The organism is Streptomyces sp. NPDC001668 (assembly GCF_042893155.1).
Taxonomy (GTDB): Bacteria; Actinomycetota; Actinomycetes; order Streptomycetales; family Streptomycetaceae; genus Streptomyces.
Genome location: NZ_JBIAUQ010000004.1, coordinates 296,305 through 310,287, shown reverse-complemented (window position 1 = coordinate 310,287; position 13,983 = coordinate 296,305). Strand labels below are relative to the sequence as shown.

General features: G+C 68.9%; 9 protein-coding genes. 6 read left to right on the top strand and 3 right to left on the bottom strand.

Annotation, left to right across the window (positions count from 1 at the left end; all coding sequences use genetic code 11):
• The first annotated feature begins 18 nt into the window (after positions 1-18).
• The 5 genes from ACFYZ8_RS14750 (at position 19) to ACFYZ8_RS14730 (ending at position 11,211) form a co-directional block, all read left to right on the top strand.
• Positions 19-2,976, top strand: a complete 2,958-nt coding sequence (locus tag ACFYZ8_RS14750; protein ID WP_388532648.1) for a helicase-related protein — start codon at positions 19-21, stop codon at positions 2,974-2,976.
• Complete coding sequence (locus ACFYZ8_RS14745; protein WP_388532646.1) at positions 2,976-7,052, top strand: Eco57I restriction-modification methylase domain-containing protein; 4,077 nt, start codon at positions 2,976-2,978, stop codon at positions 7,050-7,052. Before ACFYZ8_RS14750 ends, ACFYZ8_RS14745 begins: the two co-directional genes overlap by 1 nt.
• 35 nt (positions 7,053-7,087) lie before the next feature.
• A complete protein-coding gene (locus tag ACFYZ8_RS14740) occupies positions 7,088-8,209 on the top strand; it encodes an EcsC family protein (RefSeq protein ID WP_388532644.1) in 1,122 nt (373 codons plus the stop codon).
• Between the two features lie 249 nt (positions 8,210-8,458).
• Entirely contained in the window at positions 8,459-10,795 is a 2,337-nt protein-coding gene (locus tag ACFYZ8_RS14735) for a competence protein CoiA family protein (RefSeq protein WP_388532642.1), read from the top strand.
• Positions 10,792-11,211 carry a hypothetical protein gene (locus ACFYZ8_RS14730; protein ID WP_388532640.1) on the top strand — a complete coding sequence of 140 codons (420 nt, stop codon included), beginning with the start codon at positions 10,792-10,794 and terminating at the stop codon, positions 11,209-11,211. The genes ACFYZ8_RS14735 and ACFYZ8_RS14730 overlap by 4 nt, the downstream gene beginning before the upstream one ends.
• Positions 11,212-11,235: 24 nt before the next feature.
• On the opposite strand, the gene ACFYZ8_RS14725 is transcribed toward ACFYZ8_RS14730, so the two are convergent.
• Positions 11,236-11,421, bottom strand: a complete 186-nt coding sequence (locus ACFYZ8_RS14725; protein ID WP_388532638.1) for a DUF397 domain-containing protein — start codon at positions 11,419-11,421, stop codon at positions 11,236-11,238.
• Entirely contained in the window at positions 11,418-12,269 is an 852-nt protein-coding gene (locus ACFYZ8_RS14720) for a Scr1 family TA system antitoxin-like transcriptional regulator (RefSeq protein ID WP_388532636.1), read from the bottom strand. Before ACFYZ8_RS14720 ends, ACFYZ8_RS14725 begins: the two co-directional genes overlap by 4 nt.
• A gap of 167 nt (positions 12,270-12,436) precedes the next feature.
• Between ACFYZ8_RS14720 and ACFYZ8_RS14715 the strand changes: the two genes are divergently transcribed.
• Entirely contained in the window at positions 12,437-12,898 is a 462-nt protein-coding gene (locus ACFYZ8_RS14715; protein WP_388532634.1) for an ATP-binding protein, read from the top strand.
• Positions 12,899-12,907: 9 nt separating this feature from the next.
• On the opposite strand, the gene ACFYZ8_RS14710 is transcribed toward ACFYZ8_RS14715, so the two are convergent.
• Positions 12,908-13,963 carry an ADP-ribosylglycohydrolase family protein gene (locus ACFYZ8_RS14710; protein ID WP_389049816.1) on the bottom strand — a complete coding sequence of 352 codons (1,056 nt, stop codon included), beginning with the start codon at positions 13,961-13,963 and terminating at the stop codon, positions 12,908-12,910.
• Positions 13,964-13,983: the final 20 nt, after the last annotated feature.

Here is a 13,983-nt window from a genome sequence, read left to right as displayed (position 1 = left end):
GAGGACTTGAAGACAGACATGGCACTCACGTACTCGGCCGGTTCTCTGGTGAAGGCCCGCGGCCGCGAATGGGTCGTGCTCCCCGAGAGCAAGCCCGATCTGCTCGTCCTGCGCCCGCTGGGCGGCTCGGACGACGACATCGCCGCGGTGTTCCCGGCGTTCGAGACGGTCGACGAGGCGAAGTTCGCGCCGCCGGAGCCGAGCGACCTTGGCGACCAGCGCGCGGCCGGCCTGCTGCGCACCGCCCTGCGCGTCGGCTTCCGCTCCGGCGCGGGCCCGTTCCGCTCGCTGGCCGGGATCGCGGTGGAGCCGCGCGCGTACCAGCTCGTCCCGCTCCTGATGGCGCTGCGCCAGAAGACGGTCCGGATGCTGATCTCCGACGACGTCGGCATCGGCAAGACGATCGAGGCGGGCCTGGTCGCGAGCGAACTCCTCGCGCAGGGCGAGGCGACCGGCCTGGCCGTGCTCTGCTCCCCCGCGCTCGCCGAGCAGTGGCAGCAGGAGCTGCGCACGAAGTTCGGCATCGACGCGGAGCTGGTCCTCTCCTCGACGGTCTCACGTCTCGAACGGGGCCTGGACCTGGGCCAGTCCCTGTTCGACAAGTACCCGTACGTGATCGTCTCCACGGACTTCATCAAGTCCCCGCGCCACCGCGACGACTTCGTCCGCCACTGCCCCGACCTGGTGATCGTCGACGAGGCTCACACCTGCGTGGTCGCCGACGACACCTCCACGGCTTCGCAGAACCAGCTCCGTTACGAGCTTCTGCGCCGCGTCTCGGCGGACGAGAACCGGCACCTGCTCCTGGTGACGGCGACCCCGCACAGCGGCAAGGAGTCCGCGTTCCGCAACCTGCTGGGCCTGGTCAAGCCCGAACTGGCCGACGTGAGCCTGGATTCGGAAGCAGGCAGGAAGCTTCTCGCTCAGCACTTCGTGGCGCGCAAGCGGGCGGACGTACGCCAGTACCTCACCAAGGAGGACGGCCTCACCGACGACTCCCTCGCGGAACGGACGGCGTTCCCCTCGGACCGCTACTTCAAGGACGAGACGTACAAGCTGTCGCCGGAGTACCGGGCCCTGCTCGACGACGCGATCGCGTACGCGAGTGAGCGCGTCGAGCAGGCGGGCAGCCAGGGCAAGCGGGAGGCGCGCATCGCCTGGTGGTCGGCGATCGCGCTGCTCCGCTCCCTGGTGTCGTCCCCGCGCGCCGCCGCGCAGACGCTGCGGACCCGCTCGGCAGCGGCGATCGCGGCATCGGCGGAGGAGGCCGACAAGCTCGGTGCCCCCCTCAACAGCGACGCCGCCGACAGCGACGCGATGGAGGGCATGGACGTCGCACCGGGAGCGGAGACGACCGAGGACCCGCGCTCCTACCTCGCCGAACTCGCCGACATCGCCGCGGAGTTGGAAGGCCCGGCCAAGGACCTGAAGCTCAAGGCGCTCATCAAGCACCTCAAGGCGCTCCTCGCGGACGGTCACAACCCGATCGTGTTCTGCCGCTACATCCCGACGGCCGAGTACCTCGCCGAGCAGCTGGAGAACGACAAGGAGTCCGGCAGGCGCGGCCCGCTCGGCGCCAAGACCGTCGTCAAGGCGGTCACCGGCACGCTCTCCCCGCAGCAGCGCCTAGAGCGCATCGAGAAGCTCGCCGAGGAGGCCGGCGAGGAGGCCGCGGCCCGCCGTGTCCTGATCGCGACGGACTGTCTGTCGGAGGGCGTGAACCTCCAGCACCACTTCGACGCCGTCGTCCACTACGACCTGGCCTGGAACCCGACCCGCCACGACCAGCGCGAGGGCCGCGTCGACCGCTACGGTCAGCGCAAGGACCAGGTCCGCGTCATCACGCTCTACGGCGACGACAACGGCATCGACGGCAAGGTTCTCGAAGTCCTCATCAAGAAGCACCGCCAGATCAAGAAGGACCTCGGCATCTCCGTCTCCGTACCCGACGAACTGTCGACGGGCGTCACGGACGCGATCGTGGAGTGGCTGCTGATGCGTGGCCGCGAGGACCAGGACGCCCTGTTCAGCGCGGACGCGTTCAAGGTGAGCACGGCGAAGCTGGACAGCGACTGGAACTCGGCGGCCGAGCGCGAGAAGGCGTCGCGCTCGCGGTTCGCGCAGCGGTCCGTGCGTCCGCAGGAAGTGGCGCGCGAGGTCGCGGCGGTCCGCGAGGCACTGGGCGGCGCGGGCGAGATCGACACGTTCGTACGGGAGTCGCTGGGCGCCCTCGGTGCCGTGCTCCGCGGGGAGGGTGAGGACTTCACGGCCCAGGTGGGCGGCACGCCCATCGGCCTGCGTGACGCGCTCGCGCCGACCGTCGGCGCGGAGGTGATCGAGAAGGACCGCCCGATCCCGTTCCGCGCGGACCCGGCGGTGGCGCGGGGTGAGGCGGCCTTGGTGCGGACGGACCCGGTCGTGGGCGCCATCGCGTCCCACGTCCTCAACGCAGCCCTGGACACCCAGGCGGACAGTGCCCGGCCGGCCCGCCGCTGCGGTGTGGTGACGACAGACGCGGTAGGCACTCTCACCACCCTCCTCCTCGTCCGTTACCGCTTCCACCTCACGCTGCCCTCCCGCAGCGGCGAGAAGCAGCTGGTGGCGGAGGACGCCCGGCTGATCGCCTTCGAGGGCTCGGCCAGGAAGGCGGAGTGGCTGCCGCCGGAGCGGGCGCGGGGCCTTCTCGACGCGACGGCGTCGGAAAGCACGGACCGGCACTACGCGGAGCGCACGATGAGCCGCCTGCTCACCCACCTCCCGGATGTGTACGGCCATCTGGAGACGTACGGCGAGGAGCTGGCCGCCGAGCTGGACGCCTCGCACCGCCGGGTACGCCAGGCATCCGGCGAGATCGTCCGAGGCCTGTCCGTCACCGTGCAGAAGCCCGCCGACATCCTCGGCGCGTACGTGTACCTGCCCGCCGCCCCTGCCGCCGCCCCGGCCGTCGCCCCTGCTGCTCCTGGAGTGTCCGCCTGATGTCCGCAGTCACCCGTAACCAGGTGTTCACCGCCGTCCACACGGTCGGGGGGCTGCTGCCTGCCGACATGCTGGTCCGGATCTCCGAGGGCAAGGACGTCCCCGGCTCGAAGCCGGCCGACTACGGCCTGCCGTCCTCCCGTTCGGTCCGTGACGAGGCCGAGCGAAGCTGGGAGTACCTGAAGCCGCTCTGGCGCGAGCTGCGCAAGCACCTTCCCGAGGACCGGGAGACGGGCGATCCGGCCGCCGACCCGACCGGCCGCGCCGGCAGCGACTGGCTGGCCCCGCTCTGGCGGGAGTTGGGTTTCGGCCCGCTGACGCAGGTCGGTCCCTCGGGCATCACCGCCGACTCGGACGCGGAGAAGAAGTTCCCGGTCTCCCACCGCTGGCGGCACGCGCTGATCCACCAGACGGCCTGGAACGCCAACCTCGACAAGCGCCCCGGCGGCGTGGGCACGGTCCCGCCGCAGTCGATGCTCCAGGAGTGCCTGAACCGCACGGAGGCCCACCTGTGGGGCGTCCTGACGAACGGTCGCCAGGTCCGCCTGCTGCGCGACTCCAGCGCACTGGCCACGGCCTCGTACGTCGAGTTCGACCTCGAAGCGATCTTCGACGGCGAGCTGTTCAGCGAGTTCGTGCTGCTGTACCGGGTGCTGCATGTGTCGCGGTTCGAGGTGGCGGAGGACGCTCCGCCGTCCGCGTGCCGCCTGGAGAAGTGGCGCACGGAGGCCATCGCGTCGGGGACGCGGGCACTGGACCAGCTCCGCAAGGGCGTCCAGGATGCGATCACCGCGCTGGGTACGGGTTTCTTGCGGCACCCGGAGAACACGGCCCTGCGCGAGGACGTCCGCCCTAAGGCCCTCCAGGCCGCGCTGCTGCGGCTCGTGTACCGGCTGCTGTTCGTCTTCGTGGCCGAGGACCGCGACGCGCTGCTGTCACCGAAGGCGGACCCGCAGGCACGCGAGCGGTACGAGGCGTACTTCTCGTCGGCACGGCTGCGCGCGCACGCGAGGAAGCGGCGGGGTACGGCACACGGTGACCTGTACGAGGCCCTGTGCATCGTCCTCGACGCGCTGGGCGACGAGGCGGGCCGCCCCGAGCTGGGCCTGCCCGGCCTTGGCGGTCTGTTCAACAACACGGAGGCGGACGCCCCGCTGCGTGGGCTGAAGCTGTCCAACGAGGCTCTGTTGACGGCCGTACGGCACTTGTCGCAGGTGCGGGACGGCAGTTCGGGGCGTTGGCGGGCGGTGGACTACCGGCACCTGGACGCGGAAGAGCTGGGCTCCGTGTACGAGTCCCTGCTGGAGCTGGAGCCCAAGCACAGCACCGCCGACCGTACGTTCACGCTGGTCGAGGTCGCAGGCAACACCCGTAAGACGACGGGCAGTTACTACACCCCGTCCTCGCTCATCGAGTGCTTGTTGGACTCGACCCTGGACCCGGTGATACGGGATGCGGTGAAGCGGGGCGAGGAGGCGGCGTCGAAGTCGGGGGCGGCTGACCCGGCGGACGCGATCGTGAACGAGCTGCTGTCCCTGACGGTGTGCGACCCGGCGTGCGGCTCCGGGCACTTCCTGGTGGCGTCGGCACGGCGCATCGCCAAGCAGGTGGCGGCGGTACGGGAACGCAACCCCGAGCCCACGCTGGATGCGGTGAGGCATGCCCTGCACGAGGTCGTCGCCCGCTGCATCTACGGCGTGGACCTCAACCCGATGGCTGTTGAGCTGGCCAAGGTGTCGCTGTGGCTGGAGGCGTTGGAGCCGGGGAAGCCGCTCGGGTTCCTTGACGCGCACGTGAAGCATGGGAACGGATTGATCGGTGCGACGCCGAAGCTGCTGCGGGACGGGATTCCCGACGACGCCTTCATCGCCACCGAGGGCGACGACAAGAAGCACGCGAAGGCGCTTGAGAAGATCAACCAGCAGGAACGGGTCGGACAGGGCAGCCTCTTCGATCTCGGCGATGAGGGAGTCCGGGTCGCTAACACCGCCTTCGCCAGTGGGCTTCGGTCCATCACGCTGGCTCAGGCGGAGGAGTTGACGGATGTGCGCCGCCAGGAGGAGGCATACGAGGAGTGGGCTGGCTCCTCGGCGTACCAGCGCGCCCGGCGGGTTGCCGACGCCTGGTGCGCGGCGTTCGTATGGCTCAAGACGCCGGAGGCTCCGCGCGCGGTGACGCACTCGGTATTCAAGGCGCTGGAGGACCCGAGTGGCGGTGGCGTCGCTGCGGAGACCCGCACCGAGATTGAGCGTCTGCGCGACCAGTACAACTTCTTCCACTGGCACCTGGAGTTCCCTGAGGTCTTCTCCGTTCCGGAGAACGGTCAGGGGGTGTCCCCTGCGACGGGCTGGGCAGGCGGTTTCGACTCCGTGGTGGGTAACCCGCCGTGGGACAGCGTGGACTTTCGCGAGCAGGAGTTCTTCGCGCAGCGGGCGCCGGAAATCGCTGAGGCGTCCCGCACCGCTGTGCGCAAGAAGATGATCGAAGCACTCAAGGACTCTCCAGACACGCTTCCGCTGTACGAGGAGTTCGAGGCGGGTAAGCGGAAGGTGTATGCAGAGAGCCACTTCCTGCGACGGTCGGGGCGGGTTCCGTTGACTGGGCAAGGGAACCTGAACACATACTCCGTTTTCACGGAGACGGACCGTATCCTGCTCGGGCCGAAGGGGCGGGCGGGCGTGATCGTGCCGACGGGGATCGTCACGGATGCGCGAACACAGTACTTCTCGCAGGACCTCGTGAAAAGCAGGTCGATGGCCGCACTGTACGACTTCGAGAATGCCGCTCCCCTTTTCCCAGGCGTGCATCGTTCGTTCAAGTTCAGCATTCTTTCCCTAACCGGAGAGTCTCTGCACGAACCCGCGGCGAAGTTCGCGTTCTTCCTTCACGATCCGGCCGAACTGGACAATGTGGAGAAGACGTTCGCACTGACGCCAGAGGAGATCGCGCTTCTCAACCCAAACACCGGGACCCTCCCGATTTTTAGGTCGCGTCGGGATGCCGAAATCACACTTCGGATGCACCGGCGGCTGCCCGTGTTCTGGAAGGAGGGCCAGACCGGTGGTAATGCCTGGGCCACAACGTTCCTCCGGATGTACGACATGGGCCACGACTCCGCTCTTCTCAACCCCTGCGAGGATCTCGAAGCTTCTGGCTGGACGCTTGAGGGCAACGTCTTCACCAAGGACGGGAAGCGGATGCTCGCCCTGTACGAGGCAAAGATGCTCCACCACTACGACCACCGGTGGGCCACGTACCGCGTCGAGGGTGACACACGGCCACTCGCACTGGAAGAGAAAGACGACAACCAAGCCTTGGTCCTGCCCCGATACTGGGTGTCGGAAGAGGACACGCCATCCGGCAAGTTCGACAAGAATGGCGAGGAGATTGCCACTCCCGGGGTCCGCAAGCGCCTCGCTGAAAAGGGATGGTCACACAGTTTCCTCCTTGGCTGGCGGGACATCTGCCGCTCCACCGACGAGAGGAGCATGATCAGCGCCCTAATGCCGGTGGCGGGCGTGGGTCACAAGTACCTCCTGGCCCTGTCCCTGACACCGGAACTCCTCGGAGCCGTCTGGTCGTCATTCGCCTTCGATTATGCGGCGCGGCAGAGTATCGGCGGCACCTCCATGAGCTTTTTCATTGTCAAGCAGCTCCCCGTCCCCACCCCTAAACAACTCTCCGTCCACGCTCCCTGGATCACCCCTCGGGTCCTCGAACTCTCCTACACGGCAATTGACATGGAAGGACTCGCTGCTGACATCGGCGACACCGGCACCCCCTTCCACTGGGACGAAGGCCGCCGCCAGGTAATCCGCGCCGAACTCGACGCCCTCTTCTTCCACCTCTACGGCATCTCCCGCGAAGACGCCGACTACATCCTCGACACCTTCCCCATCGTCCGCCGCAAGGACGAGGCCAAGTACGGCTCGTACCGCACCAAGGAACTGATCCTCGCCGAGTACGACCGCATGGGCGCCGCCGGTCTCACCCTGGAGACCCCGCTCGTCGAAGGCGAGAACTACACCTCCACCCTCACCCCACCCCCGGGCCACGGCCCCCGCCACCCCGCCTGATCCCACACGCCCCGGAGACAGGAACGCCACGGACTATGAGCAACCCGCAGCAGCCTTCGGAGTACGAACTCAACGCATGGCGTGCCATCCAGCAGTTCAAGAGCCGCCCACTGTCACAAGCGATGCAAAACGCCGGCGAGCACGTGGCCAACGGCGTTACACAACTCGGCAAGCGTGCCGCGAAGCAACTGGAGAACCACCCACGGGCCGCATCGGCGGTTTCGCGTGGCCAGGAATTCGTCGCCAAGGGCGCTTCCAAGGTGGGCGCAACCGCTCGCGGAGCCGCCGACGCCATGCCGGACTGGAGCGGCACCGCCGTTCAGTCCGTACGGCGGACGGTGGGACGAGTATCGCGAGCGGGACTCTCCCGCAAGCGGGTGGTGGCGCTCCACAACAAACGCGGGCATGACGTCGCATCGCTGTCCGACCTGCGCCGCCTCGACCTCGAAAAGGTCGAGGCGGTCCGCGGCCGGGCGGCGAGCTGGTACTTTCCTGCCGCCGCAGCGCTCTCGGGAGCAGGCGCTGCATTCGCGATCTCCGGGGGACAGCTCGCGATCGCCGCCTCCGCCGGCGCCGCGGCGGCGCCTTCGGGAGGTGCGATCACCGGTGCCTTCATCGCCGATGCCGCATTCGTCCTCGGGCTCGCGTCCCGAGCCGTCGGCCAGGTCTCGCTGTTCTACGGTTACGACCCCGAAGAGCCTGCCGAGAAGCTTTTTGTGATGTCTGTGATCAACGTGGGTACGGCAAGTTCGGCCACCGCCAAGAATGCCGCGATGGCGGACCTCTCGAAGCTCACCCAAGCGCTTTTCAGAGGAAAGACCTGGAAGGTACTGAACGAGACGTTTGTCGGCAAGGTCTCCTCTCAGTTCGCGAAGGCACTCCACTTCCGCCTCACCAAGAAGGGACTCGGCAAGGCCGTACCCGCCCTCGGGGTCGTCATGGGCAGCACACTGAACTGGGCCACTCTGGAGGGGATCGTCGACGCCGCCGAGATGGCGTACCGGCGACGGTTCCTCCTGGAGAAGTACCCGCATCTCGCTGACGAGGAAGCATCAGGATCGTTTCCCGACACCGGCCCGGACGTCCCGGACGACGCCGACGAAGCGATCAGCTTGCTCGACGAGATAGTCGAGGCGGGTGGACCCGACCTCCGCTGACATGGTGTCCCGGCGGTGGACGTCCCCACACGACCGCCGGGACGAACACGGCTCAGGCCCCCACCACGAACCCCACGAACCGCGACCACTCCTCCCGCATGAGGGCGAAGTGAGATCGCGTCACGTCCTTGGATTCGCTTACGGGCGCGGCCTGTTCGGGTATATCTCCACTCTCACCCCACCACCAGGCCAAGCCCCCCGCCGCCCTGCCTGACCCAACCGCCGCCGCTGCCCGAGCCAGGAGCCAGGATGGTCTCGCCCACCTCCGAAGAAGACACCCGCAAGGTTCAGACGGCGGTCATCGGTCAGGCCGAGTCGGACTGGCCGGTGTTCCTGCCGTACGACCACGACGACTTCGACGGGTTCATGCGAGGCCGGACCCGCGACGACTTCTACTGCGGCGTCCTGCTCGGCGGCTGCGGCAAGAAGCTGACTCCGAAGCGGTACACGGAGAAGAAGTGCCACTTCGCGCACCGGCCGCCCGTTCACTGCCGCCGCACGGAGACCGGTGAGGCCAGCGCCGACCACCTCTACATCGGGCAGGCGCTGCGGCGCTGGCTGCTGCGGCAGGGATACCAGGACGCCGAGGTCACGTACCTGGCCCCCGGTTCGGTCCACGGTGGGGCCGTCGAGGTCCGGTTCGGTCACGGCCGGTCCCGGCTCATCCGGGTCCAGTTGGCCCGTCTCTCCCTCCGCGAGTGGCAGGAGACCCGCGAACGCCTCGCCGACCGGCACACGCACGTCCACTGGGCGTACGGACCCTACTGCGGGCTCTCGCACAACGAGGTGGACGCCGCCGGACATGCCATCCGCATCTCCTGCCGCACCCAGGGCGATACCCGCGAGGTGTACGTCGGCACGCAGTACCCGGACAACAGCCTCGCGTGGTCGGCCCTCACCGAGTGCCGCCTGTCGAAAGAGGGGATCATCACGCCCCGCCTCGACGCCGAACCGCCCGCGAGCAGCACGCCCGCTCCCGCCCCTACGCCCGTGTCCTTCCCGCTGGCTCCAGGCACCATCGCCTTCACCGCAGCGACCGAACTCCCGGCACCGCACCCTGACCCGGACGGCACCGCCGTACGCCTCTACGAGGCCGACGTCCAGCCGCTCGGCTCGGCCGTCGTCCGGGCCCGGATCACCCTGCCGCACGGCCACCCCGCCCCTCCTCCTCACCAACTGCACGTCATCTACTCCTCAGCCCACCTGCTGCCGCTCACCGAAGCGGCCCCCTCCGAGCCCGCCTGGCTCATACGCGCCGACGGTGCCTCGCCCCTACCCCAGCAGACCGACTCCCGCTGGCCGGACCTGCGCCCCGCATCGCCGCCACCCGAGCCACCCCCACCAACGCCCACGACGATCGAACCGGCGGCCGCCTCAACACCCCGTCCCCTCCCCCTCGATGAGGCCGAGACGATCCGGGCCGTCCGCTCAAGGCTGGAGCTCGTCGCCCGCGCCCGGGGCCTCGTCAACTGGGAGACGCTCGTCAGCCACGCGGGAGCGGCACCCGGCGACATCACTCCGGAGGAACGCGTCCGCCTGCTCATCGCCGTCGACTACCCCCGAGCCGACGGCAAGCCCGTGCTCTCGGCGCTCGTCAAACCAGCCCTCGCCCCGGACGCACCCGCCCCGTACTTCGCCGACGTCCTCGCCGGCCTCGGCTGGAGATCCGACCTGTCCGAAGCGAAGGTCGCGGAGATCTGGGAACGCGAGCGGAGAACTGCCTACGCCCTCGCCCACAACGAGGCAGTACCGGCACTTCAGCTGCCCCCGACCGTCTCGGGCGGGAACGGCACCACCCTCAAGTTGAACGAGGATCAGATCGTGGCTCGTTTCCGCGAGCATCTGAAACTCGTCGCCAACGGACGCAGCGTCATCAAGTGGAAGACACTGCTCAGGAAGCAGGGCATCCCGTGCTCCGCACTGTCAGCGAGGGACCAGGTCAGACTCCTGGCCGCAGTGGACAGACCCTACGTCCCCGGCCGCGGCCTGCTATCGGCCTTGGTGAAGGATGAAGGTCGGCTAACCGGACCCGCACCATTTTTCGGCGAAGTGCTGGCCGAACTGGGCTGGGTACCTGACGCCAGCACCCCCACGGTGGAGGCCGCCTGGTGGGCCGCGAGCGGCCGTGCTTACGCCCAGCACACTGGTACGCCCCAAAGCGTTCCCGCCGCTCGCCCCGCTGAGGAGGACCGGACGCATTGGTCCAAGCTGGGGACCACCAGAGCAAAGGTGGTGGACGCCGCACGAGCGTCGCTGATCGATGCCGCCCGACGCCAGGTCTGCATCGGCTGGCACACGCTCGCCGCTGCCGCCGGGCTCAAGTCGACGGACCTTTCCGACAAGGCCAGGGAATCGATCCTCGTCGCCGTGGACAGCCCCACCTCGCCCCACGGGGTTCTGCTCTCCTCCCTCGTGATCGCCTCCGAGCACACACCAGTGCCGTACTTCGACTCGATCCTCAAGCGCCTCGGACGGCCGCACGGCTTGCGACCCATCGAACTGGGGCAAATCCGGAAGCGGGAACAGTCCCTCGCTTTTGCGGCCTACAGCCCCACAACCACCACTGCACCGGGGGAAAGATCATGAGAGCGAACCATCGTCGCGTCGCAATCGGCATAGCCGCCACCGCAGTCGTCGTCACCCTGTCGGGCACGGCGGGAGCGGTGGCCGGCGCCTACTTCGTCGCGACCGGCGCGCGGGGCCCGGCGGGGCCGGAAGGGGCACGGGGACCGCAGGGCCTTCAGGGCGAACAGGGGCCACAAGGCGAACGCGGCGCCAAGGGCGAAGAGGGAGAGCCCGGCGCCTCGGCCGAACCAGCCACCCTCGGCATACCGGACGCCAGCACAACGGGCCCCGATCTCTCCGGCGGCCTGCTCATCAGTTCCGGCACGTGGCCGGTCGGAACCTCGCAGTGGGACACCATCTACGTGGGCCGCAGCTCCGTCCTCGGGTCACCGGGCGATGTCGACATGCGTGCGATGACGCTCTGCAAGATCTTCTGAGCGCCACCGCGCACGCCGCTCCGCTCAGGCCTCCGCCACGAACCCCACGAACCGCGACCACTCCTCACGCCCGACGGCGAAGTGAGGTCGCGTCACGTCCTTGGAGTCCCGTACGTGGATGGCCAGCTCAGTGACGGCGACCTCTACACAGCTGTCGCCCTGGCTGCCGCTGTAGCTGGACTTGCACCAGGCGAGTTCGGTCGTGCTCATAGCTCTCCTCGCAGTCGCTCCAACAGGCCCCGCGAGTCTTCGGGGTTCAGGGCCTGCGAGCGCAGTTTGTCATAGCGCTGGTAGAGGAGACTTACCTCTTTCGGGTCGGCAATCAGGCGTCCGTTCTGCTGCCCCTCCGAGTAGGCGAGCCGACGCCGCTCCGGTGTCTCCAGAAGTTGCACGGGCCCATCAAGACACGCATGCAACCCCGCTTCCAACGGAACGATCTGAAGCGTCACGTTGCGCGGCGCGCTGTGTTCCAGCACATGGTCCAGCATGGCCCGCATCTGCTCCACGTTCCCGAAGCGCCGCCAGAACACGTGCTCCTCGACAATGAAGCTGAACGGCACGGTCGGCCGCTCGTGCAGCATCCGCTGCCTCTCCATCCGGACGGCGAGCAGGGTCTCCAGCTCCTCGTCCGTGACCACCGGAATCGTGCCCTCGAACACCGCCCGCGCATACCCCTCCGACTGCAACAACCCCGGCACCAGCCTGCACTCGTACGTGTACAGGCTCACCGCGACCTTCTCCAGCCGGGCCCACCGCCGGAACCAGGCCGCCAGCCCCGCCTCGCCCCGCGTCAGATGCCCGGCCGCCTTCCGCAGCGCTCCAGTGTTGCCCAGCGCCTCCTCCGCACGCTCGACGAACGACTCGTCGGGCATCCGCCGCCCCAACTCCACTGACTCCACAGTGTGTTTGGAGAACCTGACCCGCGCCCCGAAGTCCACCCGGCTGAGTCCGGCGTGCTCCCGCAGGGCCTGGACGACGGCCCCGAAGGTCCGCAGACTGTCGGAGGGGTCGGGCTCGCGCTCCCAGTCGCAAGCCGTCACGTCGCTGCTGTCCGTCATACGCGGCCACCTCCAGGTGCGTACGTCCTCTGCGGCATCCCCGCGATCGACAGCACCCACAGTGACGGCAAGATCCCCGTACCGTCCACAGAACGTGCCCGTACGCTGACGCACCGTACGGGCCGAGTCGCTGGCGCACACCCCCGCCCCACCGCCACCGTGGCCCCATGAACGCGACTACATCGCAACTCGCCCCCACCGTATACATGTTCGCGCAGCGCCTGTCCTCCACCCGCCGCGGAGCCCGCCTCGCCCGACTGCTCGCCGTCGAAGAACTCCGCACCTGGGCCGTATCACCGGCTGTCACCGAACGCGTCGAGCAGGTCGTCGCCGAGCTCGCCGCCAACGCCGCGCTGCATGGGCGAGTACAGGGCCGGGACTTCAGGCTCACCCTCACGCTCGGCGAGGCGACGGGCTTCGTACACATCGAGGCCACCGACACCCGCGGCGAGAGGCTGCCCGCACTCCCTCCGGAACCGGGGCCGGACGACGAGTCCGGCCGCGGCCTGCTCGTGGTCGCCGCGCTGGCCGACTGCTGGGCCATCGAGCCGTACCCGCCCGGCGGCAAGGCCGTCTGGGCCGAGGTCTCTCCCGGCCCGGGGCGAACCGGGCTGCGCTCCTCTCCGTGAGGCGGCGAGTCACCAACCGGGGTAGCGGTCCCACCAGTACGGGTCCCAGCCTGGGACGTACTCACTGCCGCTGGGCGAGTCGACGATCTCGCTCAGCATGTCGCGCGCCAGAGTGTCGAGCACCCAGGCCAGTTCATGACGGCTCACCAGGTCCACGGGCAGTGCCTCGACACCGTGTACGGCACCGAGCAGGGCCCCGGTGACGCAGGCGACTGAGGCACCGTCCGGTGCACCCGCCGCGAACTCCAACGCGGCTCTGAGCTGGGCACGGCCGGGAAACGATGCCGCCGTGTAGATCCCGCCGAGCAGGGCCGAGGGCGCCGTGGCGTCCGGTGCGAGGCGAGCGAGCAGTGCCGCCTCCGCAGGCTGGTCGACGGCGTGCTGGAATGCCGCCAGGAGGCGCCCGTGTTCGTCGGTGGCCGTTCGTTCGCCATAGGAGGGGAGCCCGGCGATCCCTGCCTCCATCGCCTCCTGCACGGGGCGGTCCGAGAGACCCCTGTGATCGTGCTCCGGCGGGGCGTTGGTGAGGCAGTGGTGAAGCAGTACGGCTGCCTGGGCGGTGGCGGACTGCGCGGCCGAGTCGCCGTGAGTGAGTGCGGCGAACTCGCCGGCCTGCGTGGCCCAGCCGATTCCGGCAACCGCGATCGGGAGCGACCGGGTCAGCGCATGACAGCCCCGGCTCGTGGTGGCCGACGGCTCGTCGTTGCCCTCGATCCGGGACAGGGCCGTCACCGTCGCCGGAGCGCTGCCACGCCGCTCGGCCAGGACGGGCACGCCCGCGAGCCAGCCGTCCGGCCACTCCCCATCGCCGTTGCCGGAAGCCCACCGGCGCCGCATCCTTTCCACTTCGATGCCCTGGAGGGCCGCCCACCGGCAGTAGGCGTGCAGGACGACCCCCGGCGGATGGCAGATCCCCTTGTGGCCGCCGCGCACCATCGCGCGGATGACGCCCTCGGCGGTGAAGCAGGCCAGCTGCGTGCTGACGCCGGCCCGCAGCGGACCGCTCGCCGGCAAGTTGCCCCGAGCTGCTCCCAGAGTGTCACCGACGGCCAGCCCGAGCATCATTCCCCGCACCCGGGATTCCG